Genomic DNA, 25,716 nt, shown 5'->3' with positions numbered 1-25,716 from the left:
GGCCGTGGCTGGCGTTTCGGACCGGTCAGGTCCAGGCGAGCAGCGCCGCCTCGGGGTCGGCGAGGAAGTCGCCGATGTCGCGCAGGAACTTGGAGCCCAGCTCACCGTCGATGATCCGGTGGTCGAAACTCAGGCCCAGCGTGGTGACCTGCCGCGCCTTGACCTTGCCCTTGTGCACCCACGGCATCTCCCGCACCGCGCCGAAGGCGAGGATCGCCGATTCGCCCGGCGGCAGGATCGGCGTGCCGGTGTCCACCCCGAACACCCCGACGTTGGTGATGGTCAGGGTGCCGCCGGACATGTCCGCGGGCGACGTGCGGCCGGACTTCGCCGTCTGCACCAGGCCGTTCAGCGCGTCGGCCAACTCCCGCAGCGAGAGCCGGCCGGCGTCCTTCACGTTCGGCACGATCAGGCCGCGCTCGGTGGCCGCCGCGATGCCGAGGTTGACGTACTCCTTGACCACGATCTCGTCGCCGGCCCAGGTCGAGTTGACCATCGGGTGCCGCTTGACCGCCAGCAGCACGGCCTTCGCCACCAGCAGCAGCGGCGAGACCCGGACGTCGCGCCACTCCCGCCGGCCCCGCAGGCGCTCCAGCGCCTTCATCGCCCGGGTCACGTCGACCGTCAGGAACTCCGTCACGTGCGGAGCGGTGAACGCCGAGCGGGACATGTTCTCGGCGGTGAGCTTGCGGACGCCCTTGACCGGGATGCGCTGCTCACGGTCAGCGCCGAAGCTCGCGGCGCTCGTCGCGGCCCGGGTGACCGCGACCGGCTCGGCCGCCGCCACGGAACCGCTCGCCGCCTGCTGTACGTCCTCCCGGGTGATCGAGCCCAGCGGCCCCGACCCGGTAAGCGTGCTCAGGTCGACGCCGAGGTCCTTGGCGAGCTTGCGTACCGGCGGCTTGGCCAACACGAGCCCGCCCGGCACCGGACCGCCGTTCCCGTTACGGACCACCTCCGGCGCGACCGGCTGCGGTGCCACCGGTGCCGGCGCGACCGGCGCCTCGGCCTGCGCCGGGACGGCACCCTTGCGGGGCCGGCGCTTCGCGGCGGTGGTACGCGGGCCGTAGCCGACGAGCACCGCCGTCCGCCCGCCCGGGGCGGCACCGCCGATCAGGCCCGGCTCGATCATGCCCTCGGCCGGGGCCAGCTCCACGGCCGCCAGCGAGGCCGCCGACGGGGTGGGCAGGTCGCCGGTGGGCGTGGCCGTGGTCGACGCGGTGGTGTCCAGCGGGCCCGCGCCGGGGTCGGTGTCGATCGCGATGATCGGCGTACCGACCTCGACCGTCGTGCCCTCCGGGTGGTGGATCGCCTGCACCTGCCCGGCCCACTTCGCCGGGATCTCCACCGCCGCCTTGGCCGTCTCGACCTCGACGATCGGCTGGTTCAGCTCGATGGTGTCGCCGACCTTGACCAGCCAGGTCAGGATCTCGCCCTCGGTCAGCCCCTCGCCCAGGTCGGGCAGGTTGAACGTCTTGATCCGGGACATGTCGCTCACCAGCCGAAGGTGCGGTCGACGGCGTCGAGCACCCGGTCGAGGTCGGGCAGGTACTCCTCCTCCACCCGGGCGGCCGGGTAGGGGGTGTCGAAGCCCGTGACCCGCAGCACCGGCGACTCCAGGGAGTAGAAGCACTCCTCGGTGATCCGGGCGGCCAGCTCGGCGCCGAGGCCGATGTTGGACGGCGCCTCGTGCACCACGACCGCGCGGCCGGTGCGCTTCACCGACTCGTACGCGGCGGCGAGGTCCAGCGGGGACAGCGAGCGCAGGTCGATGACCTCCAGCTCCCGGCCGTCCTCGGCGGCGGCCGTCGCGGCCTCCAGGCAGGTCCGCACCATCGGCCCGTACGCCAGCAGGGTCACGTCGGTGCCGGGCCGCACCACCCGTGCCGAGTGCAGGGGGTACGCGTCGGACAGCGGCGCGTCCAGGTCGACCTGGCCCTTCTCCCAGTACCGCCGCTTGGGCTCCAGGAAGACGATCGGGTCGTCCGAGGCGATGGCCTGCTGGATCATCACGTAGGCGTCCTGCGGGTTGGCGCAGGTCACCACCTTCAGGCCGGCGGTGTGGGCGAAGTACGCCTCCGGCGACTCGGAGTGGTGCTCGACCGCGCCGATGCCACCGCCGTACGGGATCCGGATGACCATGGGGATGGTGAGCCGGCCGCCCGAGCGGTAGTGCATCTTCGCCACCTGCGACACGATCTGGTCGTACGCGGGGTAGACGAAGCCGTCGAACTGGATCTCGCAGACCGGCCGGTAGCCACGGATGGCCAGGCCGACGGCGGTGCCGATGATGCCGGACTCGGCCAGCGGGGTGTCGATCACCCGCTGGTCGCCGAAGTCCTTCTGGAGCCCGTCGGTGATCCGGAAGACGCCGCCGAGCTTGCCGACGTCCTCGCCCATGATGATGACCTTGGGATCGGTCTCCAGGGCGCGGCGCAGGCCGGTGTTGAGGGCCTTGCCGAGGGTGAGCGTCTCCGTGGCCATCAGTGGGCGCTCCCCTCGAACGACTCCATGTAGCGGTTGAACTGCGCACGCTGCTCATCGAGCAGCGGCGACCCGTTGGGGTAGACGTGGTCGAACATCGTCACCGGCTCCGGGTTGGGCATGCTGAGCACCCGCTCGCGCAGGTGCACCGCCTCGCGGCGGGCCTGCTCGTCGACCTCGGCGAAGAAGGCCGCGTCGGCGATCTGCTGCTTCTCCAGGAAGGCCTTGACCCGGATGATCGGGTCCTTGGCCTGCCACGACTCCACCTCGCTGGCGATCCGGTAACGGGTCGGATCGTCGGAGGTGGTGTGCGCGCCCATCCGGTAGGTGTACGCCTCGATCAGGCTCGGGCCCTGCCCGTGCCGGGCGTTGTCCAGCGCCGTGCGGGTGACCGCGTACGACGCCAGCACGTCGTTGCCGTCCACCCGTACGCCGGGGAAACCGAAGCCGGCGGCCCGCTGGTAGAGCGGGACGCGGGTCTGCCGCTCCAGCGGCTCGGAGATCGCGTACTGGTTGTTCTGGCAGAAGAAGACCAGCGGCGCGTTGAACACGCTGGCCCAGACGAACGCCTCGTTCACGTCGCCCTGGCTGGTCGCGCCGTCGCCGAAGTAGGCGATCGCGGCCTCGCCGTCGTCGGTGCCGACCTTGCCGTCCATGGTGATGCCCATGGCGTACCCGGTCGCGTGCAGGGTCTGCGCGCCGATGACGATCGTGTACATGTTGAACTTGAACTCGTTCGGGTCCCAGCCGCCCTGGTCGACGCCGCGGAACAGACCGAGCGGCATGATCGGGTCGATGCCCCGGCAGTAGAGGACGCCGTGCTCCCGGTAGGTCGGGAAGGCCATGTCCTGCGTCCGCAGCGCGCGCCCGGAGCCGACCTGGGCGGCCTCCTGGCCGAGCAGGCTGGCCCAGAGGCCCAGCTCGCCCTGCCGCTGGAGCGCGGTCGCCTCGGCGTCCAGCTTGCGGACCAGCACCAGGTCGCGGTAGAGCCCGCGGTACTCCTCGTCGGTGAAGTCGACACGGTACTCGGTGCCGTCCGGCCCGGTGGCGCTGTCGATCCGCTCGCCTTCGGGGGTGAGCAGCTGCACCAGCTCGGGGTCGCCGGTCGCGCCCTTCTTGGAGCGGGGAGCTGCCCGTCTGCTGCGGGTGGTGCCCCCGGGGTCGCCCTTTGCCATCGGTCTCTCCCTGTCGTGTCTGCGTCGGCACCGGGGGATCACCCGGCCACGCAACTCGTGCGCCTGCCCGGCTGCTGCCGGACCGGTTCCTGGCGGCCGCGCCTAGCCCCGGTGGGGGTTGCCGCGCGGCGTGAGCCGGGTTCTGGCCGAACCCGGTTCGGGAGCGCCGGCGCCGGGCCGCGCCTGCCGCGAGGGTGCGCGGAGGTCACGGCTGCGTTGCCGTCGTGCTCCATATTCGCAGAGCAGGTGAGCGCGCCCACAGTACGCCCGCCCCGCATTCCGACCGCCTACGGTTTGACATTCTTTGTCGCCATCGTGCCGCCCTGCGTCCACCAGGCAATCCGGTGATGATTCGTCACCGTTCGGTCAGTGCCGCGTGTCGACACGCGGTGGATGTTGGCTGACGCAGGGTGACTGGGCGAGGCTGAATACCGCAGGAACGTGCCGATCGGGTGATTAGCCGGATTCCCACCGGTGAACGCCCTCGGCGTGCCTCCGACGGCGACGACAAGGGGTGTGCGGTGGACGAGCCAGGTGACGGTCCCGGCACACCCATGCTCGGACGCCACCGGTCGCCAGGCGGGTACCGCCGGGTGATCGGGTCACACCGGGCACCCGGCGCGGGCGGCCCCTCCCGGGGTTACCTGCTCACCGTCGCACTGTTGGCGGGCACCGCGTCGATGCCCGTCCTCGCCGCGGTCAGCTCGGGTTCGGCCACCCCGGGCAGCAGCGCGCTACCGGACACCAGCACCCCGTTCATCCCGACCCCGTCGGTCGGGCCGGTGGTCATCCCGATGCCGGTGACCAGTCAGCCGCCGCCGCTCGCGCTGCCGGCACCGGGCACTCCCAGCGCCGGCCCGACCGCGACCGCCGACTGGGTGCCCGCCGCTCCCTGGCGTCTCCCGGACGAGTCGTGGTCCGGCCCGACGGCCGACGACCGGCTGCCCGCCCGTCGGGTGGTGTCCGCGCCACCGGCGCCGCGACCCACCCGGAGCGCCCCGCCGGCCGCGCCCCCACCCCCGCACCCAGCCAGCCCGTCGCCGTCGCCGGCGCCGACCAGGTCACCGGACCCGGATCCGGACCCGACCGAAACACCCCCGCCGAGCCCGACGCCGACCGACGCGGCGACGCCCACCGCGACCGGTTCGTCGACCGCCACCGCCGTCCCCACCAGCACCCTCTCCGCACCCGCCAGCACATCCCCGCCGTCGGGCACGCCCGGCCCGTCGGTCACCCCCGATCCGTCGACCATGCCCGGCCCGCCGACCACCCGGCCCGAGCCGACCACCCCGCCGTCGCCGCACGCACCGACCTCCCGGATGGCGCCACCGTCGTCGGTCACCGCGCGACCGCCGGTCACGCCGCCCACGTCGGCCGACCCGGCGACGCCAACCGGGCGTCCGTCGCCGGCCGGACCCACGCGTCCCACAAACTCCCCGGCGGTACGGTGACGAGCAGGCATCGCCGAGACGGCGGTGATCGGCGGTAGGCGCGTACCGGAGGGGGTGGCGTGGGCGGCGGTGTGGAACCCCGCCAGGTCGCCGCCCGGCCCGGTCCAGGGCTGCGGGTCGCCCGACTGGTCACCGAGCTGACCGCCCCGGCCGTGCTGGTGTCGCTGCTGATGGTTGCCGTGAGCTGGCACAGCACCCGGGGCAGTGCCCGCGGCCTGCTCTGGGGTCTGCTCGCGACGCTCTTCGTCACCGGCATCCCGTTCGCCTTCATCGTCGGCGGGGTCCGCCGCGGTCGGCTCACCGATCACCACATCGGCCGTCGGGAGCAGCGCCGGGTGCCGCTGCTGGTCGGCCTCGGCTCGGTCGCCGCCGGGCTCGCCCTGCTCGTCGTCCTCGGCGCGCCCCGGCCGTTGCTGGCGTTGGCGGTGGCCGGGCTGGTCGGCCTGGTGGTCGCCGTGTCGGTGAGCCACTGGTGGAAGATGTCGATCCACTCGGCGGTCTCCGCCGGCACCCTGGTGATCCTGGCGCTGACCTTCGGGCGCGGGTTCCTCGTCGCCGCGCCGCTGCTGGCCGTGGTCGGCTGGTCCCGCGTACGCCTGCGGGATCACACCGTCTCGCAGGTGCTCGCCGGCGGTGTGCTCGGCGCGCTGATCGCCGCGGTCGTCTTCGGTTCGCTGCGCTGAGCGACCGTCGCTGGGCGGGCGGCGCGGTGCCGCCCGCCCGGCGGCCGTCAGGCGCCGTCGTCGGCGAGGCGGTGCCGGTTCGCCTCGATCCAGGCGTCCAGCGCGGCCGGGTCGTCCGGGTCCACGCCGTCGGCCATCAGTTGCGCGACCGCTGCCGTGGCCGGGCTGCGCCGCTCGCCGGTCGAGTAGAGCCGGGCGAACTCCGGCACCATCTCCTCGATCGCCTCGTCGGTGCGTGTCGCGGCCGCCTCGGGCAGCCCGCGCTGCCGCGACGCGTACCGGGCCCAGGCGCGTAGCACCCGGGGCAGCATCGCCGCGTCGTCCATGTCCAGCACGGCGCGGCGGTGCACCCAGTCGAGCAGGAAGAGCCCGGCCACCGCCGGGCTCCAGCGCATCGGGTCGGCGTCGGGGAAGCTCGCCGAGTGGTCCAGCAGCAGGCTCAGGCAGAAGTGCAGCGAGGCGAGTTCCGGGCCGTCGACGCTGTCGAGCCCGAACCGGGCGGCCTCCGGCGCCGCCAGGAACCGCCGGACCAGGTCGGTGCGCTCGGCGGCGGACAGCGGCTCGACCTCCGCCGGGCCGGTCGGGTCGGCGGCCGTGGGGAGCAGCGCCAGCCGGGCGCCGACCAGCGCGCGGTCGGTGGCGAGCGAACCTTCGCCGGGCAGCTCGGTCAGGTCGTCGGTGACCGAGAGGTGCCGGGCCACCTCACCCCGCAGCCGGGACGGGTCCTCGGTGCGAAACCAGGTCAGCTCGTCGTCGGCGCACATCTGCCGGACCTGGTCGAGGATCCGCTCCGCCGGCCCGCCGACGAAGATGTCCTTGGTGATCCCGATGTTGTGGTCGACCAGGGCCACCAGGGCGTGCTCCGGGCCACCGGCCGCGTCGTCGTACGCGAAGGTGGCGAGGTAGGAGGTCTGGTCGCCGTACACGTCGCCGTACGCCCAGCTGCCGGTCAGGTGCACCCGGCCGAGCTGCCCGGACCAGGCGGGCGCCTGGCTGCCCGGACGCACCCGCTCGGTGCCCTCGGCGGTCGGGACGAGCGTGGCGAAGACCTGCCGGATGGTGGTCGCCGCCGCGATCCGGCGGCGGGCGGTGGCGGCGAGGAACCCGGTGACGAACTCCCGCACGGCGGTGTCGCGGTCGGTCTCCGCGATCGCGTAGACACTGCCCAGCAGCGCGCTGCCGAGCATCTCGGCGTCGAGGGCGGACTCCAGCTTGGTCACGTCGCGTGCGGCGTGCAGCACCGCGTCGTAAGGGGTCTGAGGCGTGGCCATGCTTCGACCCTACGCCGGTCGGGGGGTACGCAGCGGCGTCAGCGGCGGGCGGCGTCCCGCAGCGCGTCGCGTGCCTGCGCGTAGGAGGCCAGCACGATCCGCACGGGGGCGAGCACGTACTCCGCGCCGACGTCGGCGACCTTGGCCGTCAGGCGCTGCTCGGCGCGGGCGCGGGCCCGCCGGGCGGCCCAGCGCACCACCGGGCGGGTCAGCGCCGCCACCAGCAGCCCGGCCAGCAGGCCGCCGAGCAGCAGCAGAGTGGGCAGCGGCACCTGGCCAACCATCGGATTGTCCAGCGCGGGCAGGCCGAGCGCCCGCAGCGCGTAGCCGAGCACCAGCCAGCCCAACCCGACCACGGCGGCCAGGGTGACCAGCCACTGCACACCGCCGACGACACGCCACCAGAGCGGTCGCCGGCCCAGGCCGAGGTCGGTGCCGGCGATCGCCCGGTCCAGCGCGTCCGGCAGGTCGCCCAGGCGGGAGCGGGCGGCGGAGGTGACCGCTGCCGGCCAGGCGGCGGGCAGGTCGGCGGCGGCCCGGTCGGCCACCGCGCGGATCGCCAGGCCGAGCGCCGAGCGTTGGGCGGCGGTCGGATCAGGCACCGAGGTCGCCGCGACCAGGCTCTCCGCCGGGTCGGCCGCGCCGCCGGTCGGGCCGGGCAGGTGCAGCCGGCGCAGCGGGTCGGGTCGGAGTCGGCGCCAGCCCCGCACCACCGGCCAGCCGGTGGCCGCGCCGGCCCGATGCCGGTACGCCTGCTCCACCGCCTCGGTCACCGCCGGCACACCGGCCGTGCCGGCCAGCGCCCGGTTCAGCGCGGCGACGGCCGTGCCGTCCGGGCCATCCGCCGGTCGGGCCGAGCCGACCAGCTCGTCCAGCCCGGCGACGACCGAGTCGACGTCGCCGGCCAGCCGACGCAGGGCGGCCTGCCGCTCGGCGACCGTACGCTCCAGCGCGGTGCGCAGCCCGACCATCCCGGCCGGGTCGATGGCGGTGGTGGCGAGCAGTGGCACGCCGGTCAGCCCGTCGGAGTCGAGCAGCCGGCGCAGGTCGTCCAGGACGCGGGGCAGCTCGGTCGGTGGCAGCCGGTCGGCCTGGTTGAGCACGACCAGGGTGACGTCGCGGTGCCGGTGGAACTCGCGCAGGTAGCTGTCGTGGATCACCCGGTCGGCGTACTTCTGAGGATCGACCACCCAGACCACCTGGTCGACCAGGCCGAGCAGCCGGTCCACCTCCAGGCGGTGGGACCGCTGCACCGAGTCGAAGTCGGGCAGGTCGAGCAGGATCAGCCCGTGCAGCGCCGTCTCGTCGTCCGCGTCGAGCGCGCTCTCCCGGACGAAGCGGTGCCGGGGCAGCACCCCGGTCCAGTCGAGCAGCCGGTTGGCGCCCTCCAGTGGCCCCCACACGCACGCGTGCGTCACGCCGGTGGTCGGCCGGCGAACCCCGACGGGGGAGAGTTCCAGCTGGGCCAGCGCGTTGAACAGGCTGGACTTGCCGCTGCCGGTGGCGCCGGCGAGGGCCACCACGGTGTGGTCGCGGGACAGGGCGAGCCGGGTGCCGGCCCGCTCGACCAGGGTGTGCGCGGGCACCAGCTCGGCGTCCGGCAGCAGGCCGTCGACTGCGGTCAGGAACCGGCGTACGGCCTCCAGGCGGGCGATCAGCGCGTCCGGGTCGACCCGCTGGTCGCCGCGGAACGCCTCGCGTACCCGGCCGGCGATGTTGGTCACCGCGAACCCTCCTCGTCGCCGACCGGCGGAGTGCCGTCGCCGGTGGCCAGGCCGCTGCGGTGCCGGGCCAGCTCGACCCGTCCGGCGGCCCGCCGCAGCGCGTCACCGGCCGCCTCGGCGGGTCGGGCTTCGGCGGTGCGGGCCAGGAAGCGGTCCGCCTCCGCGTCCAGCAGCGTCCGGACCCGCGCCACCAGGTCGACCCTGGCCTTCGCGGCGAGGGTACGCACCGCCTGGTCGCCGAAGATCGCCTGGAGGACAGCCTGCGCGGCGACAGTCGTGCCGGCTCCGGTGGCCACCTCCAACCCGGTGGGGATGAACGCGGTCGAGGCGAACACGGCGATCATCACGGCCAGCCCGGTGGCGTTCACCGCGTACGCGGCGGTGCGGGCCACGAACCGCTTGTCGCCGCCCTCGACCCGGACCAGCTCCAGCACGCCGCGTTGCCAGTCCCGGACCATCCGTTCGGCGCGTTCGGGCAGGTCGTCGCTCGGGTGGGCGAGCCCCGGCTCGAGCAGGTCCGCTCCCGCCGGGTGTGCCTTCCACCCGGTGTACGCGGATTCGGCGGCCTCGGACGCGACGCCCCGCAGCAGGGTGATGAGCTGGGACTCGATGGCGTTGCGCAGCTCGGCGGCCGGCGCGGGCCGGCCGGTGACGGCGGCCACCACCCGGTCGCGGAGTCGCCCGATGCGGGCCTCCAAGGTGCGGAAGAACTCGCCGGTGCCGACGAACTCCTGCCAGCGGGCCAGCACCTCACCGCGGAGCAGTCGGCCGTCCTGCAGGCCCTGCTCGACGGTCCGTTCGGCACCCCGGTACGCGGCCCGGACCCGTTCGTCCAGCCCGTCGGCGGCGGTGACCTGCTCGTCGGCCGCGTCGGCCAGCTCCTCGACGGCGGGGTGCAGGGCGGCCAGCGCGCCGTCCAGGGTCTGCCGGACCACCGCCGCGCGGGCGTCCGCGTCGGCGGCCAGCCGGGCGAACCAGTCGGCCAGCGGCGCCGTGGCCCCCTCGGGCAGCAGCCCCTGACCGTCGACCCAGGTCTCCGGGAGGACGAACAGCGGCGCCCGGCCCAGATCCTGCGCGGCGAGCATCTCGGCCAGGTGCGCGGCGATCTCGTCGCTGGCCTCGGCGGGCACCCGGTCGAGCACCATGGCGATCACGGCGCCCCGGGCCCGCGCGCTGCGCAGCAGCTCCCACGGCACCGCGTCGGCGTACCGGGCGGCGGTGGTGACGAAGAGCCAGAGGTCGGCGGCGGCGAGCAGTTGGCTCGCGAGCGCCCGGTTGGCGTCGACGACGGAGTCGATGTCCGGTGCGTCGAGGAAGGCCAGACCCGGCGGCAGAGCGGGGGCGGTGACCAGGTGCAGGGAGCGTGGATCGTCGCTCGGCTCGGTGGTGCGGGTCAGCCCGGGCAGCAGGTCGCCCTGCCGGAACCAGGACGCGTCGGCCGGGTTGCAGACCAGCACCGGGGAGCGGGTGGTGGGCCGCAGCACACCGGCGGCGCTGACCCGGGCCTTGACCAGGCTGTTGACCAGGGTCGACTTGCCCGCGCCGGTGGAACCGCCGACCACCACGAGCAGCGGGGCGTCCAGTCGGGCGAGCCGGGGCAGCAGGTAGTCGTCGAGCTGGTCGGTGAGGGCGCTCGCGGTCTGCCGGGCGGCCTTGGCGGAGGGCAGGGCGAGCGGATAGCGGGTCGCGCCGATCGCGGCCTTCAGGCCCGACAGCGCGCCGGGGAGGCTGTCGTCCCCGGTGGTGGCGGGCGGCTCCTCCGCGGCGTCCGGCGGGCCGGTGCGGGCTGCGACGGCGGGCGCGCCGGAACGGGTGGCGGAATCGCCGTGCGTCGTCACCGCTAAAGCGTGCCCGACCGATGCAAGAGAAGACAACCGGACGGTAATAACGGCTGGGTTGCGTCGGGTCGGCTCAACTCAACTTGACGATTCGCCAACGCGTGGCACTATTGAGTCAAGTTCACTCAACTTGTGGTGGGGTCCGCTGCGGGCGGCACCCGCCGAGCAGTCGCGGGCGATGCCCGCCACCTGCACAACCTTACGAAGCGAGGAAGCGAAGATGGCACGTGCGGTCGGTATCGACCTCGGCACGACGAACTCCTGCGTCAGCGTTCTCGAGGGCGGTGAGCCCACCGTCATCGCCAACGCTGAGGGCTCGCGGACGACCCCGTCGATCGTCGCGTTCGCCCGCAACGGCGAGGTGCTCGTCGGTGAGGTCGCCAAGCGCCAGGCGGTGACCAACCCGGACCGGACGATCCGCTCGGTCAAGCGCGAGGTCGGCACAAACTGGTCCGTCGACATCGACGGCAAGAAGTACACCCCGCAGGAGATCTCGGCCCGGACGCTGATGAAGCTCAAGCGGGACGCCGAGGCGTACCTGGGCGAGCAGATCACCGACGCGGTGATCACCGTCCCGGCCTACTTCAACGACAGCCAGCGCCAGGCCACCAAGGAGGCCGGTGAGATCGCCGGCTTCAACGTGCTGCGGATCGTCAACGAGCCGACCGCGGCCGCCCTGGCGTACGGGCTGGACAAGGGCTCCAAGGAGCAGACCGTCCTGGTCTTCGACCTCGGCGGCGGCACCTTCGACGTGTCGCTGCTGGAGCTCGCCGAGGGCGTCATCGAGGTCAAGTCGACAAGCGGTGACAACCACCTCGGTGGCGACGACTGGGACCAGCGGATCATCGACCACCTGGTCAAGACGTTCCGCGGCGAGCACGGCATCGACCTCAGCCAGGACAAGATGGCCCTCCAGCGCCTCCGTGAGGCCGCCGAGAAGGCCAAGATCGAGCTGTCCGCCGCCACCACGACCAACATCAACCTGCCGTACATCACCGCCGGCGCGGCCGGCCCGCTGCACCTCGACGTGACGCTCAGCCGCGCCGAGTTCCAGCGGATGACGCAGGACCTGCTGGACCGCTGCAAGGGCCCGTTCGAGCAGGCCGTGAAGGACGCCGGGATCAAGATCTCCGACGTCGAGCACGTCATCCTCGTCGGTGGTTCGACCCGGATGCCCGCCGTGACCGACCTGGTCAAGCAGCTCACCGGCCGCGACCCCAACAAGGGCGTCAACCCGGACGAGGTCGTCGCCGTCGGCGCCGCCCTGCAGGCCGGTGTGCTCAAGGGTGAGGTCAAGGACGTCCTGCTGCTCGACGTGACCCCGCTGAGCCTGGGCATCGAGACCAAGGGCGGCATCTTCACCAAGCTCATCGAGCGCAACACCACCATCCCGACCAAGCGCTCCGAGGTCTTCACCACGGCGGACGACAACCAGCCGTCGGTGCTGATCCAGGTGTTCCAGGGTGAGCGGGAGATCGCGGCGTACAACAAGAAGCTCGGCACCTTCGAGCTGACCGGCCTCCCGCCGGCGCCGCGCGGCGTGCCGCAGATCGAGGTCGCCTTCGACATCGACGCCAACGGCATCGTCAACGTGCACGCCAAGGACCTGGGCACCGGCAAGGAACAGAAGATGACGATCACCGGCGGCTCGTCGCTGCCGAAGGACGACATCGAGCGGATGCGCCGGGACGCCGAGGAGCACGCGGAGGAGGACAAGCGCCGCCGCGACGACGCCGAGACCCGCAACGTGGCCGAGGCGCTCCAGTGGCAGACCGAGAAGTTCCTCGCCGAGAGCGGCGACAAGCTGCCCAGCGAGAACCGGGAGCAGCTCAACGAGGCGCTCGGTGAGCTGCGGGGTGCCCTGGGCGGTCAGGACATCGAGAAGATCAAGTCCGCCCACGAGAAGCTGGCGCAGGTCTCCCAGCAGGCTGGTTCGCTGCTCTACTCCCAGCAGGCCGAGCAGGGCCAGCAGCCGGGCGGCGAGGCCGGCCCGGGTGCGACCGGCGCGACCGGTCCGCAGGCCGGCGCCGCCGGTGGCGCCGACGACGTGGTCGACGCGGAGATCGTGGACGAGGACGGCAAGAAGTGACCATCGGCCTCCGACACGTATCCACGGCGAAGGGGATGAGGTAGCCGCATGACGCAGAAGCCACGAGCCGCCGACCCGGGCGACACCGGGTCGACGCCGGGTGGCTCCGCGCCCACGAAGCCGGCCACCGGCGACGGGGAGCGGGTCGTCATCCGCAACAACCGCAAGCTGACCGACACGTCGGAGCCGGAGGGCACCGCCACGGACGCGGGCAGCGACGTACCGGCCGAGGGCCTGGTCGAGGACGCCGAGATCGTGGTCGACGAGATCGAGGCCGAGGTCAACGCCACCGACGGGCCGGAGCCGTCCGGCCCGCCGGTGGTGGACGCCCCGGCGCAGCCGGTGGACGGCGGTGGCACGTCACTCGGCGCCGAGCTGGAGGCGCTCCGGGCCGAGCTGGACGAGCGGACCAGGGACCTCCAGCGGGTGTCGGCGGAGTACGCCAACTACCGCAAGCGGGTCGACCGGGACCGCAGCCTGGTCCAGGAGCAGGCGACCGGCTCGGTGCTGGCCGCGCTGCTGCCGATCCTCGACGACCTGGACCGGGCCCGGGAACACGGCGACCTGGTCGGGCCGTTCGGAACGGTGGCGGAACAGCTCACCACCGCGCTGGGCAAGTTCGGCCTGAACGCCTTCGGCGAGCAGGGCGACCCGTTCGACCCGACCCGGCACGAGGCGGTCGCGCACCAGACCTCGGCCGAGGTCAGCGAGCCGACCTGCGTGCAGGTCATGCGGCGCGGCTACCAGCTCGGTGAGCGGCTGCTGCGCCCCGCGCTGGTCGCGGTCGCGGATCCGGAATAGTGCGAGACAGTGACCGGGCCGTCCCGTCCCCCGCACAGCGGTGGACGGGACGGCCGGGCCACGACGGTCGGAAGGAGGTGGTGGACCGGTGAGTTCGAAGGACTGGCTCGAGAAGGACTTCTACGCCGTGCTCGGCGTGGACAAGGCCGCCTCCGCGGATGACATCAAGAAGGCGTACCGCAAGCTGGCCCGGGAATCGCACCCGGACCACAATCCGGGCGACCCGAAGGCCGAGGAGCGGTTCAAGGCCGTGTCCGAGGCGTACAACGTGTTGTCGGACGCCGGCCGTCGCCGGGAGTACGACGAGATGCGTTCGCTGTTCAGCTCGGGTGCGTTCCGGCGCAACGCCCGCGCGGGCGGCCAGCCGGGCGGGATGCCGTTCGACGTCTCCGACCTGTTCGGCGGTGGCGCCGCCGGTGGTGGTGACCGCCGCTTCGGCGGGGCCGGCTTCCAGGACCTGTTCAGCTCGATCTTCTCGGGCGGGCAGGCCGGTGGGCAGGCCGCTCCGCGTGGTCCCGCGCGCGGCCGGGACGTGGAGACCGAGGTGGCTCTGGACTTCGGCGACGCGGTGCGCGGGGTGACCCTGCCGCTGACGTTGCGCGCCCCCGGCGTCTGCGACACCTGCCACGGCAACGGCGCCAAGCCCGGCACCCAACCGCGTACCTGCCCGGTCTGTCACGGCGCCGGGGTCACGACCCGCAACCAGGGGTCGTTCAGCTTCTCCGAGCCGTGCGGCAACTGCCAGGGCGTCGGCACGGTGGTGGAGGAGAAGTGCCCGGAGTGCCACGGCAGCGGCGGGGTCACCAAGACCCGCACGATGAACGTGCGCTTCCCGGCCGGTGTGGCCGACGGTCAGCGCATCAGGCTGGCCGGGCGCGGTGAGCCCGGTGAGCGTGGTGGCCCGGCCGGTGACCTGTTCGTGCACGTCAAGGTCCGGCCGGACGAGCTGTTCGGGCGTACCGGAGACGACCTGACGTTGACCGTGCCGGTGACCTACGCGGAGGCCGTGCTCGGCACGGACCTGCGGGTGCCCACGCTCGACGGCGCGGTGACGCTGCGGGTTCCGCCCGGCACGCCCAGCGGGCGGGTGCTGCGAGCCCGGGGCAAGGGTGTGGTCCGTCGCGACGGGCAGGCCGGTGACCTGCTGGTCACCCTGGATGTGGTGGTGCCGGCCCGTCTGTCGGACGAGGCGCGGGCGGCGCTGGAGGCGTTCGCCGAGCAGAGTCCGCCGGCGGCGCGGGAACATCTCGACGCCCGGGTGCGTCGGGTCGGATAGTCCGGTGGGATGGACGCGGAGGTGAGCGGGATGTCGGGCGAGTTCCTCGGTTCGGGTGACCCTGCCTACGAGGCCAAGGTGCTCATGATCTCGGTGGCGGCACGGATGGCGGGGATGCACCCGCAGACCCTGCGCCAGTACGACCGGCTGGGGCTGGTGCAGCCCGGCCGGGCTGCCGGCGGTGGCCGTCGGTACAGCGTCCGGGACGTGGTGCTGCTGCGCGAGGTGCAGCGGCTCAGCCAGGACGACGGGATCAACCTGGCCGGCGTCAAGCGGATCATCGGGCTGGAGCGGTTGCTGGAGCAGGCGCAGCAGCGGGTCGCACGGCTGGAGGCGGAGCTGGACGCCGCGTACCGCCGGGTGGCCGAGCTGGAGTCGCTGGCCCGCTTCCCGGGCCGGGATCTGGTGCCGACCAACCGCACGTCCACCGCGCTGGTGGTCTGGCGTCCCCGCCGTACACCCGACCGCTGACCCAGCTCCTCGGCCTGGCCCGCGCCGGATTTCCCGGCGCGGGCCAGGCCGTTTCCGTTAGCCTGTCGATACGGGTCCTATCGCCTTAATCCGGGCCTATCGGCGCGGTTGGGGGAGCGATGACGGAGCAGGCGAAGAGCGTCGCTCAGCAGACGGAGGAGCGGTTGGAAAGTCTGGCCGACACCGTCCGCGAGAAGTTCGACAAGGTCACCGAGGCAACCTTTCGCGACCGGATCAAGGAGGGACGGTTCGCCGACCAGGGCGACCAGGCCCGAGCCGAGACCGAGCGCAAGCAGGACTGATCCGGTGACCGACGTGCGGGCCGGGACCCACGGGGGGTCCCGGCCCGTTCGCCTTGCCTGCCTGCCTGCCTGCCTGCTTGCGGTTGGTACCCGGCCTCAGCCGAGGCGGCGGTTTTCGCGGACCAGGCCGCCCTCGCACCAGTCCCGGTAGACGAAGAGATCCGGCCGGGCCAGCAGGACGCGGCCGTTGTGCGCCCAGATCCTCATCAGCTCGTCGCCGTCGCGCTCGGCCTGCTCGACCAGCTTGCGGAAGCGGCGCTTGGGATGGGCACGAAAGTTCGTCCGGATGCCGTCCGCGGCGTAGATGTAGAGGCAGTGCAGCGCGAAGCGCCGCGCGGGGCAGGTCGGGTCCATCGCCAGCTCGAAGAGCGTCAGCACCAGGCGGTCGCCGGAGACCAGGAGGTCCCAGTCGGGTGGCATGGAGGACAACGGCACCGAATCGGGCTGGAATGCCCAAGCTCGCAACTCCGCCGGCGTCGGATCGACGGGGTTGGCAAAACCGTGGAACGTCGACTCCTGCACGCTCACCGGCCAACCTTCCGCTCTCGCCCGCGTCTGGCAACGCTGCCTGCGGACCGTGGCTGCTGGGGCGAAACGGTAACCCGCCGTCGAGTGCTGCGGTAGTACCCGCAGGGAGCAATTCGGCATCCGTCGGCCGGCCTGGCCCGAACGGCCGTTCGGGTGTCCTGGCCAGCGCCGCTGCCGCCTCGACAAGGGCACGGCAGCGGCGCTGAGCGTCAGTCGTGGATCGGCACCGGCTCCCGCCGCTGGGCCGCCGCGCGGTTGCGCAACCACCGCTTGAACCACGGGAAGTCGGGCAGCCGGGCCAGGATCGGCCCGGTCACCACGGTGATCAGGACGTACGTCGCGGCGAGCGCGGCCAACCGCGGCTCGACGCTGCCGGCCGCGACCGCGAGCCCGGCGATGACGATCGAGAACTCACCTCGGGGTACGAGCGCCAGACCGGCCCGCCAGCGACCGGGTTCGGCGATGCCGACGCGGCGGGCCGCGAGGTAGCCGGTCAGCGTCTTCGTCGCCATGGTGACCACGGCCAGCGCGAGCGCCGGCAGCAGCACCGGCGGGATGTCCCGTGGGTCGGTGACCAGGCCGAAGAAGACGAAGAAGACGGCGGCGAACAGATCCCGCAGTGGGGAGAGCAGTTCGGTGGCGTGGTGGGCCACCGGGCCGGAGAGCGCGATGCCGACCAGGAACGCGCCGACCGCCGCCGACACCTGGAGTTTCGCCGCGATACCCGCGATCAGCACTGTCAGACCGAGTACGCCGAGCAGCAGCGCCTCCGGGTCCTTCGCCGACAGCGCGGCCGAGATCAGGTGGCCGTACCGGATGGCGACCACGAGCACGATCAGCACCGTGCCCACCGCGATGGTGAGCGCGATGCCACCGCCGAGCAGGCCGCTGCCTAGCAGCACAGCGGTGACCAACGGAAGGTAGAGCGCCATCGCCAGGTCCTCGATCACCAACACCGACAGGATCACCGGGGTCTCCCGGTTACCGAGCCGGCCCAGGTCGGCGAGGACCTTGGCGATCACTCCGGACGAGGAGACCCAGGTGATGCCGCCGAGCACCAGGGCGGCCACCCAGTCCCAGCCGAGCAGCAGGGCGAAGATGGCGCCGGGTAACGCGTTGAGGACCCCGTCGATCAGGCCGGCCGGTGCTGCCGAGCGGAGGTTGCCGACGAGTTCGTTTGCCGAGTACTCCAGGCCCAGCATCACCAGCAGCAGGATGACGCCGATCTCGGCGCCGACCGCGAAGAACTCCTCGCTGGCGCCGAGCGGCAGCAGGCCGCCGTGCCCGAACGCGAGCCCAGCGAGCAGGTAGAGGGGGATGGGTGAGAGGCCGACCCGGCGGCTGAGCCGGCCGAGGAGCCCGAGTAAAAGCAGCAGCGCGCCGACTTCGATGAGCAGCGTTTTGAAATCGTGCATCCGCCTCAGCCGTCCGGGTCACTGTCGGCGAGGATGGCGGACACGCCGTCGAGACCCTGTCGGGTCCCGACCACGACCACCACGTCACCGGCCGCGAAGCGGAAGGAGGGCTCGGGCGACACGTTCACCGTGCCATCGCGCAGCACCGCCACGATCGAGGCGCTGGTGCGGGTGCGAGCCTTGGTGTCGCCGAGCATCCGGTTGACGTACCGCGAACCGGCCGGGATGGCGATCTGCTCGGTGAGCAGACCGGCAGCCTGCTCACGCAGCCCGGAGAGCTGACCGAGCATCAGCGACGCGCCGAGGATGTCGGCCAGCGCCTCCGCCTCGTCGTCCGTCAGCGGGATGTCCGCCTGGCAGGCGTCGGGATCGTCGGGGTCGTAGAGGACAAGATCACGGCGGCCATTGCGGTGGGAGACCACGCCCAGGCGGCGTCCGGACTCCGTCACCAGATCGTGGCGTACCCCGATCCCCGGTAAGGCGGTCTGCTCGACACGTACTCGCACCCGCCCAGGCTACCGCTAGGTGAACAGAAGGCAGATCTTGGAAGCGCCGCTCTGATCAACACGGGATCGCCGATATCGCGGTATCCCAGGCGGCGGGACACCCCCAGATCAGCGATCTCGTGTCGATCTAGAACGCGCGGCCGCGAGTCGATCTACCGGCGCGGTCAGCGGAGGCTGGCGAAGAACTCGCGGATGTCGCCTACCAGCACATCGGTGGCCTGGTGAGCGGCGTAGTGGCCGCCGACGTCGCCGCGTCCCTCGACGTCCGTCTCGTACGCCGTCCAGCGGACGATGTTCGCGTGGTCCCGTTCGGCGAAGCGGCGGATGGACTGGAAGTCGCCGGGGAACATGGCCAGCGCGGTCGGTGCCGTGGTCGGCTCGGACGGCTGCGGACCGGCGTGCGCGTCCTCCCAGTAGAAGCGGATCGCCGAGGCGGCCGTGCCGGTGAACCAGTAGAGGGCCACGTTGGCCAGGACGAAGTCGTCGTCCAGGCTCTCGTCGAAGAGTTGGGCGTTCCAGGCCAGCAGCCCGACGGGCGAGTCGGCCAGCCCGTACGCCAGGGTCTGTGGCTGCTGGCTGTGCACCTGGTTGAAGGAGAACTTGTTCTCGTAGAACCACTGGAGGTGCCCGAGCGCCGCCTGGTCCGCCTCGGACAGCCCGGCGAACTCGGCCGGGTCGCCGGACGGAAACGAGAAGAGTTGCGTGACGTGTACGCCGAGGACGTGCTCGGTGTCGATCCGGCCCAGCTCCGGCGCGACCATCGAGCCGGCGTCGTTGCCGACCGCGCCGTAGCTGTCGTACCCCAGTCGGTTCATCAGCTCGGCCCAGGCGCGGGCCGTGCGGAAGCGGTTCCAGCCGGCGCTGCGGGTGGGGCCGGAGAACCCGAAGCCGGGCAGCGACGGGATGACCAGGTGGAAGGCCGGCGCCGCCGGGTCGCTCGGCTCGGTGAGCGGGCCGATCACGTCCAGGTATTCCAGCACCGAGCCCGGCCAGCCGTGGGTGAGCACCAGGGCGGTGGCGTCCGGCCGGGACGACCGGACGTGCAGGAAGTGGATCTGTTCGCCGTCGATCTCCGTGACGAACTGCGGGTGGGCGTTCAGCCGGGCCTCGACGGCCCGCCAGTCGAACCCGTCCCGCCACCGGTCGGCGAGCGTGCGCACCCGGTCGGCGCTCATGCCGTACGTGTCGCCGGCGCCGGGCAGCTCCGCCGGCCAGTTCGTGCGACCCAGGCGGGCGGCCAGGTCGTCGAGGGCGCTCTGCGGGATCTCGACGCGGAACGGACGGATCGCGGTCATCTCGAACTCCTCCGGAACGGAATGTTTCGTTCTGCAATCACAGTAGCAGACCGGAACGATCCGTTCCAGTGTTAGTCTCTGGTCATGTCGACGACGTCTCCCAAGGCCCTGGCCGGCCGCCGCGCCCAGGCCGCCCGCAACGACGAGGTGATTCTCGAAGCCGCCCGCGCGGTCTTCCTCGACGACCCGAAGGCGCCGATCGCCGCCGTCGCGGACCGCGCGGGCGTCGGCATCAGCGCGCTCTATCGGCGGTACGCGGGCAAGGAGGCCCTGCTGCGCCAGCTCTGCCACGACGGGTTGCGCCGCTACATCGCCGTGGCCGAGGAGGCGCTCGCCGAGCCGGACGACTGGACCGCGTTCGCCGGGTTCCTGGCCGCGGTGGTCGACGCCGACGTGCACTCGCTCACCGTCCACCTGGCCGGCACCTTCACGCCGACCGAGGAGATGGGTCGGGACGCGCTGCGCGCCAGCGAGCTGGCCACCGCGCTCGTCGAACGGGCGCACGCCAGTGAGCGACTGCGCCCCGACGTGGTCGTACAGGACCTGGGGCTGGTGCTGGAGGCGTGCGCGGCGGTGCGCGTACCCGATGCGGAGCGGACCCGCCAACTGCGCCGCCGGCAGCTCGCGGTGCTGCTCGGCGGCCTGTCGACGACGCCGGACTCCGACCCGCTGCCCGGCCCGCCCCCGGCGGCCGGGGAGTTCGACTGGCGGTGGCGGCGCCGGGAGTGATGGGCGTCACAGCGGTAAGGTTGAGCGGAATACGCTCAACTCTGGTTGTGTCCAACCCAGTGGACAACGCCGATCCGGGGGAGCCCATGAACACCGAGAAACTCACCACCAAGAGCCGCGAAGCCATCACCGGCGCCGTCGCGCTGGCCAACCAGCGTGGCCACGCCACCGTCGAGCCGTGGCACCTCCTGCTGTCCCTGCTGGACACCGACGGCTCGACCGCCGCCGGCCTGCTGCGCGCCGTCGGGGCCGACCCCGCCGAGCTGCGCCGGGCCGCCCAGCGGGCGGTCGACGCCCTGCCGGCCGCGCGGGGCTCCAGCATCGCCGAGCCCACGCTGGCCCGGGAGTTCGTCAACGCCATCGGCGCCGCCGAGCAGATCGCCCGGCCGCTGGGCGACGAGTACACCTCCACCGAGCACCTGCTCGCCGGCCTGGCCCGGGTGGGCGGCGCGGTGTCCGCCGCGCTGAAGTCGGCCGGTGCCACGGAGGAAGCCCTGGTCGCGGCCTTCCCGACCGTCCGGGGCGGAGACCGGCGGGTCACCACCGCCGATCCGGAGCAGACCTACCAGGCCCTCAGCAAGTACGGCGTCGACCTGACCGCGAGCGCTCGCGACGGCAAGATCGACCCGGTGATCGGCCGGGACTCGGAGATCCGTCGGGTCATTCAGGTGCTTTCCCGTCGTACGAAGAACAACCCGGTGCTGATCGGCGAGCCCGGCGTCGGCAAGACCGCGATCGTCGAGGGCCTGGCCCAGCGGATCGTGGCCGGCGACGTCCCCGAGTCGCTGCGCGACAAGAAGCTGGTCTCGCTGGACCTCGGCGCGATGGTCGCCGGCGCCCAGTACCGGGGCCAGTTCGAGGAGCGGCTGAAGTCCGTCCTGGAGGAGATCAAGAACTCCAACGGGCAGGTCATCACGTTCCTCGACGAGCTGCACACCGTCGTCGGCGCCGGCAAGGGCGAGGGCTCGATGGACGCCGGCAACATGCTCAAGCCGATGCTGGCCCGCGGTGAGCTGCGGATGGTCGGCGCCACCACGCTGGACGAGTACCGCGAGCACATCGAGAAGGACCCGGCGCTGGAGCGGCGCTTCCAGCCGGTGCTGGTCGGCGAGCCGACCATCGAGGACACCATCGGCATCCTGCGTGGGCTCAAGGAGCGCTACGAGGTGCACCACGGCGTCCGGATCACCGACGCCGCGCTTGTCGCCGCCGCGACGCTCTCCGACCGGTACATCACCGACCGGTTCCTGCCGGACAAGGCGATCGACCTGGTCGACGAGTCCGCGTCCCGGCTGCGGATGGAGATCGACTCCCGCCCGGTCGAGGTGGACGAGATCGAGCGGGCGGTCCGCCGGCTGGAGATCGAGGAGATGGCGCTGGCCAAGGAGCCGGACGCCGCGTCCGCCGAGCGGTTGGCGCGGCTGCGCCAGGAGTTGGCCGACAAGCGCGAGCAGCTCACCGTGCTCTCCGAGCGCTGGCAGACCGAGAAGAGCCACATCACCAAGCTCTCCACCGCCAAGGAGGAGCTGGAGCGCCTGGGCGGCGAGGCCGAGCGGGCCGAGCGGGACGGGGAGCTGGAGCGTGCCGCCGAGCTGCGCTACGGCCGCATCCCCTCCCTCAAGGTCGAGCTGAAGCAGGCCGAGGAGGAGCTGGCCCAGCTCCAGGCCGACGGCGCGATGCTCAAGGAGGAGGTCGGCGCGGACGACATCGCCGCGGTGGTCGCCTCGTGGACCGGCATCCCGGCCGGCCGCCTGCTCGAAGGCGAGACGGCAAAGCTGCTGCGGATGGAGGAGTCGCTGGGCGGCCGGGTGGTCGGCCAGGCCGAGGCCGTGAGCGCGGTGTCCGACGCCGTACGCCGGGCACGGGCCGGTGTCGCCGACCCGGACCGCCCGACGGGCAGCTTCCTCTTCCTCGGCCCGACCGGTGTCGGCAAGACCGAGCTGGCCAAGGCGCTCGCCGAGTTCCTCTTCGACGACGAGCGGGCGATGGTCCGCATCGACATGAGCGAGTACGGCGAGAAGCACTCGGTGGCCCGCCTCGTCGGTGCCCCGCCCGGGTACGTCGGCTACGAGGAGGGCGGGCAGCTCACCGAGGCGGTGCGCCGCCGGCCGTACTCGGTGATCCTGCTGGACGAGGTGGAGAAGGCCCACCCGGACGTCTTCGACGTGCTGCTCCAGGTGCTCGACGACGGTCGGCTCACCGATGGTCAGGGGCGCACGGTGGACTTCCGCAACGCGATCCTGATCCTCACCTCCAACCTCGGGTCGTCGGTGATCAGCGACCTGACGCTGGCCGAGGAGCAGCGCCGCGAGGGCGTCCTGGCCGTGGTCCGGTCGCACTTCAAGCCGGAGTTCCTCAACCGGCTGGACGACATCGTGGTCTTCGCCGCGCTGCGCGGGGACGATCTGCGCTCCATCGTGGACATCCAGCTGGACCGGATGCGGCGGCGGTTGGCCGACCGGCGGCTCGGCCTGGAGATCACCGAGTCCGCGCGTCAGTGGCTGGCCGAGCACGGCTACGACCCGATCTACGGTGCCCGCCCGCTGCGCCGCCTGGTCCAGACCGCCATCGGCGACCAGTTGGCCAAGGCCCTGCTGAGCGGATCGATCCGCGACGGCAACACGGTAAAGGTAGACCTGACCCCCGCCACCAACACCCTGACGGTAACCCCGGCCTGACCGCGGTGATCAAGAGGTTTGCGTCATGGCGACGTCTTCCCATGACGCAAACCTCTTGATCAACAGGGTGAGAGGTGGGCGGGGAGGGAAAGGGTTGGGGCATGTTCGGGATGCGTAAGGCTTGGGAGCGGGACCTTGGTGCGGCGGTGGACGAGTTGGTCACCGCCGACACGCTTGCCTTCGGTGGGGTGGGGATCGCCGGTGCGATCCTGCCGGTGACCGAGGCGTACCAGCGCGTCGAGGCCGCGCTCGGCGACCACCCCGAGGAGGTGCGCCGGCAGCTCGACCGGCTGCTCGCCGAGGGTTCACCCGCCGGCCGGGCGTACGCGGCGACGCTGCTGGAGCGGGTCGACCCGGCGGCAGCCCGAGCGGCGTGGACGTCGCTGCGGGACGATCCCACCGAGTTCACCACCTTCGTCGGCTGCGTCATGGGGCGCTCCACCCTCGGCGACTACGCCACCCAGCGACTCGCGGCGGCGTGACCCGGCCGCCGTACCGGCCGGTCGCGCACCCGACGTCGCCCGCTGGCCGCTCCCGGAACGGGAGAGTGGCCCGCATCCGGGCATCCACAGTGACCACGGCCGGCGACACCCCGGCTGCCGTCGGTAGCTGAGCTTTCGGTCACGAGGCGACTCAATTCGGTGCGCGAGGTTGTTACCGTCTGCGCCGACGTACCTGGGGAGGTGGTCGGGTGGACGGGTCACTGGCGTACCTGATGGCGGCGGTGGTCGTACTCATCGTGGTCGTGCTCGTGGTCGTCGTGCGGGCCCGGCGGCGGGCCGCGGCCCGGCCCACCGGCGTGCCGCCGGCCGCCCGGCCCACCCTCGACGGCGCCCATCGACTGGCGCCGGGTGATCGCGTGCGGATCGGCCAGCGGGAGTACGTCGTGAGCGGCACCATCCGCCTGGTCGAGGGGGACTGGAGTTGGGTGCAGCACCTCCTCGACGACGTCTCCGGCACGCCACACCGGCTCTCCGTCGAGGGCGACGGCGATCCCGAGGTGGAGTTGGTGCTCTGGACCGCCGAGCCCGGCGCGACAGTCACCCCCGGCGCCCCGACCATCGACCTCGGCGGGCTGCGCTACACCTGGGCCGAGACCGGGCAGGCCCGCTACACCGCCACCGGCGAGACCGGCCTGCCGCCGGCCGGAACGATGCGCTACCACGACTACCAGTCGGGCCCGAACGCCCGGCTCTCCTTCGAGGCGTACGGCGAAGAGGGCTGGCGGGTCGCCCGCGGCGACCTGCTCGACCCCGCCGACCTGGCGATCCGCCCCACCGACGACGGGCGCTGAGCGACCCGACGCGCCCACCGCGTCCGGCACGGCATGCCGGAGTGGCCGGTTGCCGATACGGTGTGGGCCCGATCTAGGGAAGGAGAATCGTGGTCGATTCCCAGAGCACGCCGGCCCGCCAGCGGCCATCCACCGTGACGATTTCCAGCTACCTGCTCTTCCTGTTCCTGGCGTGCCAGGTGATCAGTCTCATCCTCACCCTCTCCACCATCGGCAAGACCCGCGACGTGCTCCGCGACGCCTACTCGGGCAGTACCGCCGAGGGCGCGGACCAGGTGGCGAACTTCGTCTTCGCGTTCGCCCTCGGCGCCGGCATCCTCGTGCTCCTGCTCGCGGTCGTGCTGGCCGTGCTGGCCATCTTCAACAACCGGGGCAGCAACGGTTCGCGCATCACCACCTGGATCGTCGGCGGCATCATGGTCTGCTGCACGGGTGGCACCGTGCTCAACGGCGTGGGCGGCGGCTTCACCACCGGCGGAAACAGCGGTGGCGACATGCCGAGCAGCGAGGAGGTCCAGCGCCGTCTCGAGGAGGCGCTGCCGTCCTGGATCGCCCCGGTCAGCATCACGCTCGGCGTGATCAGCCTGCTCGCGCTGCTGGCGGCGCTCATCCTGCTGGCACTGCCCAAGTCGAACGAGTTCTTCCGCAAGCCCGCCGCGGCGTGGGAGCCCCCGACCCCCGGCACCAGCTACCCGGGCTACCCGCAGGCGTCCGGCCAGCCCGGTTACCCGCAGGCTCCCGGCCAGCCGGGCTACCCGTCCTGCGGCGAGCCGAGTTACCCGTCAAGCGGCGAGCCGGGCTACCCGTCGACCGGTGAGCCGGGCTACCCGTCGACGCCGAGTCAGGCACCCGGGTCGGAACAGCCGGGCACTCCGCCGTCCGCGCCGCCGTCCGGCACCGACCGGCCGGACGACACGCCGCCGGCGGACCGCCCCGGACCGACCCCGCCGTCGACCAGTTGACCGCTGGATAAGCACGACGCCGACGATCCCTCCGAGTAGGTTGCAACCCGACGCCTACCGGAGGGATCCGTCGTGTCGTACCCCGAATCGGCACCGCCGCGCCGGCCCGCCGTGGTCCTGGCGGCCTCGGCCGTGCTGCTGGTGATGGCGGTGGGCGCGCTCGCCTACGCCGTCGTCGACCTGGCGGTGCTGGGCCGGACCGTGGACGCGTTCCGGGCTGCCGCTCGGGACACCTCGGCGAGCCCGCAGCAGATCGACGACGTGGTGACCCTGCTGCGGGCGTCCGCGGTGCTGACCGCGGTGGTGGCGGCCCTCTCCGTGCCCGTGCTCGCCGGCCTGGCCCTCGGGCTGCTGACGGGTCGGCGTGGCGTGCGGGTGGCCACCTGGGTGGTCTGCGGGCTCGGCCTGCTCGCGGGCTGCTGCAGTGTGGCGGTGCTCGTCGGCGAGCGGGCCGCGCCGCTGCGGCTGGGCGCCGACGAGCGGGCCACCGCCGAGTTGCTCGGCCTCATCTCGGACGCGTACCCGTCCTGGTGGATCCCGCTCAACGCCGGGCTTTCGGTCGGGCAGGCCCTCGGTTACCTTGTGGTAGCAACGCTGCTGACCCTGCCGGCGGCGAACGCCTGGTTCGGTCGACACCGCCCCACGTCACCCACCGCGCCGTCCGCCCCACACGCGTTTCCGCCCGCACCGCACCAGCCGCCGCCGGCGTCCGCCGCGCCCCCGTACCCGCCCAGATGAGGACCC

24 protein-coding genes are annotated in these 25,716 nt (G+C 72.6%); 12 read left to right on the top strand and 12 right to left on the bottom strand.

From position 1 onward, the window contains the following. Window positions 1-25: 25 nt before the first annotated feature. The 5 genes from ACGGAQ_RS06340 to ACGGAQ_RS06320 all read right to left on the bottom strand — a co-directional run bounded on the left by ACGGAQ_RS06340 (window position 26) and on the right by ACGGAQ_RS06320 (window position 5,019). A complete protein-coding gene (locus ACGGAQ_RS06340; RefSeq protein WP_393045127.1) occupies window positions 26-1,498 on the bottom strand; it encodes a dihydrolipoamide acetyltransferase family protein in 1,473 nt (490 codons plus the stop codon). Continuing rightward, window positions 1,495-2,484, bottom strand: coding sequence for an alpha-ketoacid dehydrogenase subunit beta (locus tag ACGGAQ_RS06335; RefSeq protein ID WP_393045125.1), 990 nt, complete (start codon window positions 2,482-2,484; stop codon window positions 1,495-1,497). Before ACGGAQ_RS06335 ends, ACGGAQ_RS06340 begins: the two co-directional genes overlap by 4 nt. After that, window positions 2,484-3,659 carry a pyruvate dehydrogenase (acetyl-transferring) E1 component subunit alpha gene (pdhA, locus tag ACGGAQ_RS06330; RefSeq protein ID WP_393045123.1) on the bottom strand — a complete coding sequence of 392 codons (1,176 nt, stop codon included), beginning with the start codon at window positions 3,657-3,659 and terminating at the stop codon, window positions 2,484-2,486. The genes ACGGAQ_RS06335 and pdhA overlap by 1 nt, the downstream gene beginning before the upstream one ends. Window positions 3,660-4,299: 640 nt before the next feature. Next, window positions 4,300-4,449, bottom strand: coding sequence for a hypothetical protein (locus ACGGAQ_RS06325; protein WP_393045121.1), 150 nt, complete (start codon window positions 4,447-4,449; stop codon window positions 4,300-4,302). A gap of 18 nt (window positions 4,450-4,467) precedes the next feature. Then, on the bottom strand, window positions 4,468-5,019 hold the full coding sequence (locus ACGGAQ_RS06320; RefSeq protein WP_393045119.1) for a hypothetical protein: 552 nt from the start codon (window positions 5,017-5,019) through the stop codon (window positions 4,468-4,470). Between the two features lie 150 nt (window positions 5,020-5,169). Between ACGGAQ_RS06320 and ACGGAQ_RS06315 the strand changes: the two genes are divergently transcribed. Then, on the top strand, window positions 5,170-5,793 hold the full coding sequence (locus ACGGAQ_RS06315) for a phosphatase PAP2 family protein (protein WP_393045117.1): 624 nt from the start codon (window positions 5,170-5,172) through the stop codon (window positions 5,791-5,793). A gap of 47 nt (window positions 5,794-5,840) precedes the next feature. On the opposite strand, the gene ACGGAQ_RS06310 is transcribed toward ACGGAQ_RS06315, so the two are convergent. From ACGGAQ_RS06310 to ACGGAQ_RS06300, 3 genes are read right to left on the bottom strand one after another with little or no spacing between them, the layout of a single operon-like run. Beyond that, a complete protein-coding gene (locus ACGGAQ_RS06310; RefSeq protein WP_393045115.1) occupies window positions 5,841-7,064 on the bottom strand; it encodes a hypothetical protein in 1,224 nt (407 codons plus the stop codon). Between the two features lie 38 nt (window positions 7,065-7,102). Next, window positions 7,103-8,788, bottom strand: coding sequence for a GTPase (locus tag ACGGAQ_RS06305; protein WP_393045113.1), 1,686 nt, complete (start codon window positions 8,786-8,788; stop codon window positions 7,103-7,105). After that, window positions 8,785-10,626 carry an ABC transporter gene (locus tag ACGGAQ_RS06300; RefSeq protein ID WP_393045111.1) on the bottom strand — a complete coding sequence of 614 codons (1,842 nt, stop codon included), beginning with the start codon at window positions 10,624-10,626 and terminating at the stop codon, window positions 8,785-8,787. Before ACGGAQ_RS06300 ends, ACGGAQ_RS06305 begins: the two co-directional genes overlap by 4 nt. Window positions 10,627-10,846: 220 nt before the next feature. Between ACGGAQ_RS06300 and dnaK the strand changes: the two genes are divergently transcribed. The 5 genes from dnaK to ACGGAQ_RS06275 all read left to right on the top strand — a co-directional run bounded on the left by dnaK (window position 10,847) and on the right by ACGGAQ_RS06275 (window position 15,565). Then, window positions 10,847-12,715 (top strand): molecular chaperone DnaK, encoded by a 1,869-nt coding sequence (gene dnaK, locus ACGGAQ_RS06295; protein ID WP_355134030.1) that lies wholly within the window; start codon window positions 10,847-10,849, stop codon window positions 12,713-12,715. Window positions 12,716-12,763: 48 nt separating this feature from the next. Further along, the gene (grpE, locus tag ACGGAQ_RS06290; RefSeq protein ID WP_393045109.1) at window positions 12,764-13,516 is read left to right on the top strand and encodes a nucleotide exchange factor GrpE; all 753 of its coding nucleotides are present in this window, start codon (window positions 12,764-12,766) and stop codon (window positions 13,514-13,516) included. A gap of 88 nt (window positions 13,517-13,604) precedes the next feature. Then, window positions 13,605-14,792, top strand: coding sequence for a molecular chaperone DnaJ (dnaJ, locus tag ACGGAQ_RS06285; RefSeq protein WP_354860205.1), 1,188 nt, complete (start codon window positions 13,605-13,607; stop codon window positions 14,790-14,792). A gap of 30 nt (window positions 14,793-14,822) precedes the next feature. Next, the gene (locus tag ACGGAQ_RS06280; RefSeq protein ID WP_030332087.1) at window positions 14,823-15,263 is read left to right on the top strand and encodes a heat shock protein transcriptional repressor HspR; all 441 of its coding nucleotides are present in this window, start codon (window positions 14,823-14,825) and stop codon (window positions 15,261-15,263) included. Between the two features lie 119 nt (window positions 15,264-15,382). Next, window positions 15,383-15,565 carry a hypothetical protein gene (locus ACGGAQ_RS06275; RefSeq protein ID WP_393045107.1) on the top strand — a complete coding sequence of 61 codons (183 nt, stop codon included), beginning with the start codon at window positions 15,383-15,385 and terminating at the stop codon, window positions 15,563-15,565. A 96-nt stretch (window positions 15,566-15,661) separates the two neighbouring features. Here ACGGAQ_RS06275 and ACGGAQ_RS06270 read toward each other — a convergent pair whose 3' ends face one another. From ACGGAQ_RS06270 to ACGGAQ_RS06255, 4 genes are all read right to left on the bottom strand, one after another. Next, the gene (locus ACGGAQ_RS06270; protein ID WP_266247753.1) at window positions 15,662-16,093 is read right to left on the bottom strand and encodes a hypothetical protein; all 432 of its coding nucleotides are present in this window, start codon (window positions 16,091-16,093) and stop codon (window positions 15,662-15,664) included. A gap of 209 nt (window positions 16,094-16,302) precedes the next feature. Next, a complete protein-coding gene (locus ACGGAQ_RS06265) occupies window positions 16,303-17,508 on the bottom strand; it encodes a cation:proton antiporter (RefSeq protein WP_393045105.1) in 1,206 nt (401 codons plus the stop codon). A 5-nt stretch (window positions 17,509-17,513) separates the two neighbouring features. Next, on the bottom strand, window positions 17,514-18,014 hold the full coding sequence (locus ACGGAQ_RS06260) for a cation:proton antiporter regulatory subunit (protein ID WP_393045103.1): 501 nt from the start codon (window positions 18,012-18,014) through the stop codon (window positions 17,514-17,516). 164 nt (window positions 18,015-18,178) lie between these two features. After that, a complete protein-coding gene (locus ACGGAQ_RS06255; RefSeq protein WP_393045101.1) occupies window positions 18,179-19,309 on the bottom strand; it encodes an epoxide hydrolase family protein in 1,131 nt (376 codons plus the stop codon). An 84-nt stretch (window positions 19,310-19,393) separates the two neighbouring features. Between ACGGAQ_RS06255 and ACGGAQ_RS06250 the strand changes: the two genes are divergently transcribed. From ACGGAQ_RS06250 to ACGGAQ_RS06225, 6 genes are all read left to right on the top strand, one after another. Beyond that, entirely contained in the window at window positions 19,394-20,038 is a 645-nt protein-coding gene (locus tag ACGGAQ_RS06250; protein ID WP_393045099.1) for a TetR/AcrR family transcriptional regulator, read from the top strand. 86 nt (window positions 20,039-20,124) lie between these two features. Next, on the top strand, window positions 20,125-22,716 hold the full coding sequence (clpB, locus tag ACGGAQ_RS06245; protein WP_393045097.1) for an ATP-dependent chaperone ClpB: 2,592 nt from the start codon (window positions 20,125-20,127) through the stop codon (window positions 22,714-22,716). Window positions 22,717-22,817: 101 nt separating this feature from the next. Then, window positions 22,818-23,198: a hypothetical protein gene (locus ACGGAQ_RS06240; protein ID WP_393045095.1), complete on the top strand. Its 381-nt coding sequence runs from the start codon at window positions 22,818-22,820 to the stop codon at window positions 23,196-23,198. Between the two features lie 209 nt (window positions 23,199-23,407). Next, window positions 23,408-24,010, top strand: a complete 603-nt coding sequence (locus ACGGAQ_RS06235; protein ID WP_393045093.1) for a DUF4178 domain-containing protein — start codon at window positions 23,408-23,410, stop codon at window positions 24,008-24,010. Window positions 24,011-24,099: 89 nt separating this feature from the next. Beyond that, the gene (locus ACGGAQ_RS06230) at window positions 24,100-24,972 is read left to right on the top strand and encodes a hypothetical protein (protein ID WP_393045091.1); all 873 of its coding nucleotides are present in this window, start codon (window positions 24,100-24,102) and stop codon (window positions 24,970-24,972) included. Window positions 24,973-25,044: 72 nt separating this feature from the next. Further along, the gene (locus ACGGAQ_RS06225) at window positions 25,045-25,710 is read left to right on the top strand and encodes a hypothetical protein (RefSeq protein ID WP_393045089.1); all 666 of its coding nucleotides are present in this window, start codon (window positions 25,045-25,047) and stop codon (window positions 25,708-25,710) included. Window positions 25,711-25,716 lie beyond the last annotated feature (6 nt).

Source organism: Micromonospora sp. NPDC047557, assembly GCF_043205095.1.
GTDB lineage: Bacteria > Actinomycetota > Actinomycetes > Mycobacteriales > Micromonosporaceae > Micromonospora.
Note: the sequence above shows the minus strand (reverse complement) of the source record. Positions and strands in the feature narration are given on the sequence as shown.

Excerpts from the sequence above, each read along its gene's own strand:
- ACGGAQ_RS06250 (WP_393045099.1), top strand. The coding sequence starts at position 19,394 with ATGTCGACGACGTCTCCCAAGGCCCTGGCCGGCCGCCGCGCCCAGGCC.
- pdhA (WP_393045123.1), bottom strand. The coding sequence starts at position 3,659 with ATGGCAAAGGGCGACCCCGGGGGCACCACCCGCAGCAGACGGGCAGCT.
- grpE (WP_393045109.1), top strand. The coding sequence starts at position 12,764 with ATGACGCAGAAGCCACGAGCCGCCGACCCGGGCGACACCGGGTCGACG.
- ACGGAQ_RS06310 (WP_393045115.1), bottom strand. The coding sequence starts at position 7,064 with ATGGCCACGCCTCAGACCCCTTACGACGCGGTGCTGCACGCCGCACGC.
- clpB (WP_393045097.1), top strand. The coding sequence starts at position 20,125 with ATGAACACCGAGAAACTCACCACCAAGAGCCGCGAAGCCATCACCGGC.
- ACGGAQ_RS06335 (WP_393045125.1), bottom strand. The coding sequence starts at position 2,484 with ATGGCCACGGAGACGCTCACCCTCGGCAAGGCCCTCAACACCGGCCTG.
- dnaK (WP_355134030.1), top strand. The coding sequence starts at position 10,847 with ATGGCACGTGCGGTCGGTATCGACCTCGGCACGACGAACTCCTGCGTC.
- ACGGAQ_RS06255 (WP_393045101.1), bottom strand. The coding sequence starts at position 19,309 with ATGACCGCGATCCGTCCGTTCCGCGTCGAGATCCCGCAGAGCGCCCTC.
- ACGGAQ_RS06280 (WP_030332087.1), top strand. The coding sequence starts at position 14,823 with ATGTCGGGCGAGTTCCTCGGTTCGGGTGACCCTGCCTACGAGGCCAAG.
- ACGGAQ_RS06265 (WP_393045105.1), bottom strand. The coding sequence starts at position 17,508 with ATGCACGATTTCAAAACGCTGCTCATCGAAGTCGGCGCGCTGCTGCTT.
- ACGGAQ_RS06240 (WP_393045095.1), top strand. The coding sequence starts at position 22,818 with ATGTTCGGGATGCGTAAGGCTTGGGAGCGGGACCTTGGTGCGGCGGTG.
- ACGGAQ_RS06275 (WP_393045107.1), top strand. The coding sequence starts at position 15,383 with ATGACGGAGCAGGCGAAGAGCGTCGCTCAGCAGACGGAGGAGCGGTTG.
- ACGGAQ_RS06325 (WP_393045121.1), bottom strand. The coding sequence starts at position 4,449 with ATGACCACCGGCCCGACCGACGGGGTCGGGATGAACGGGGTGCTGGTG.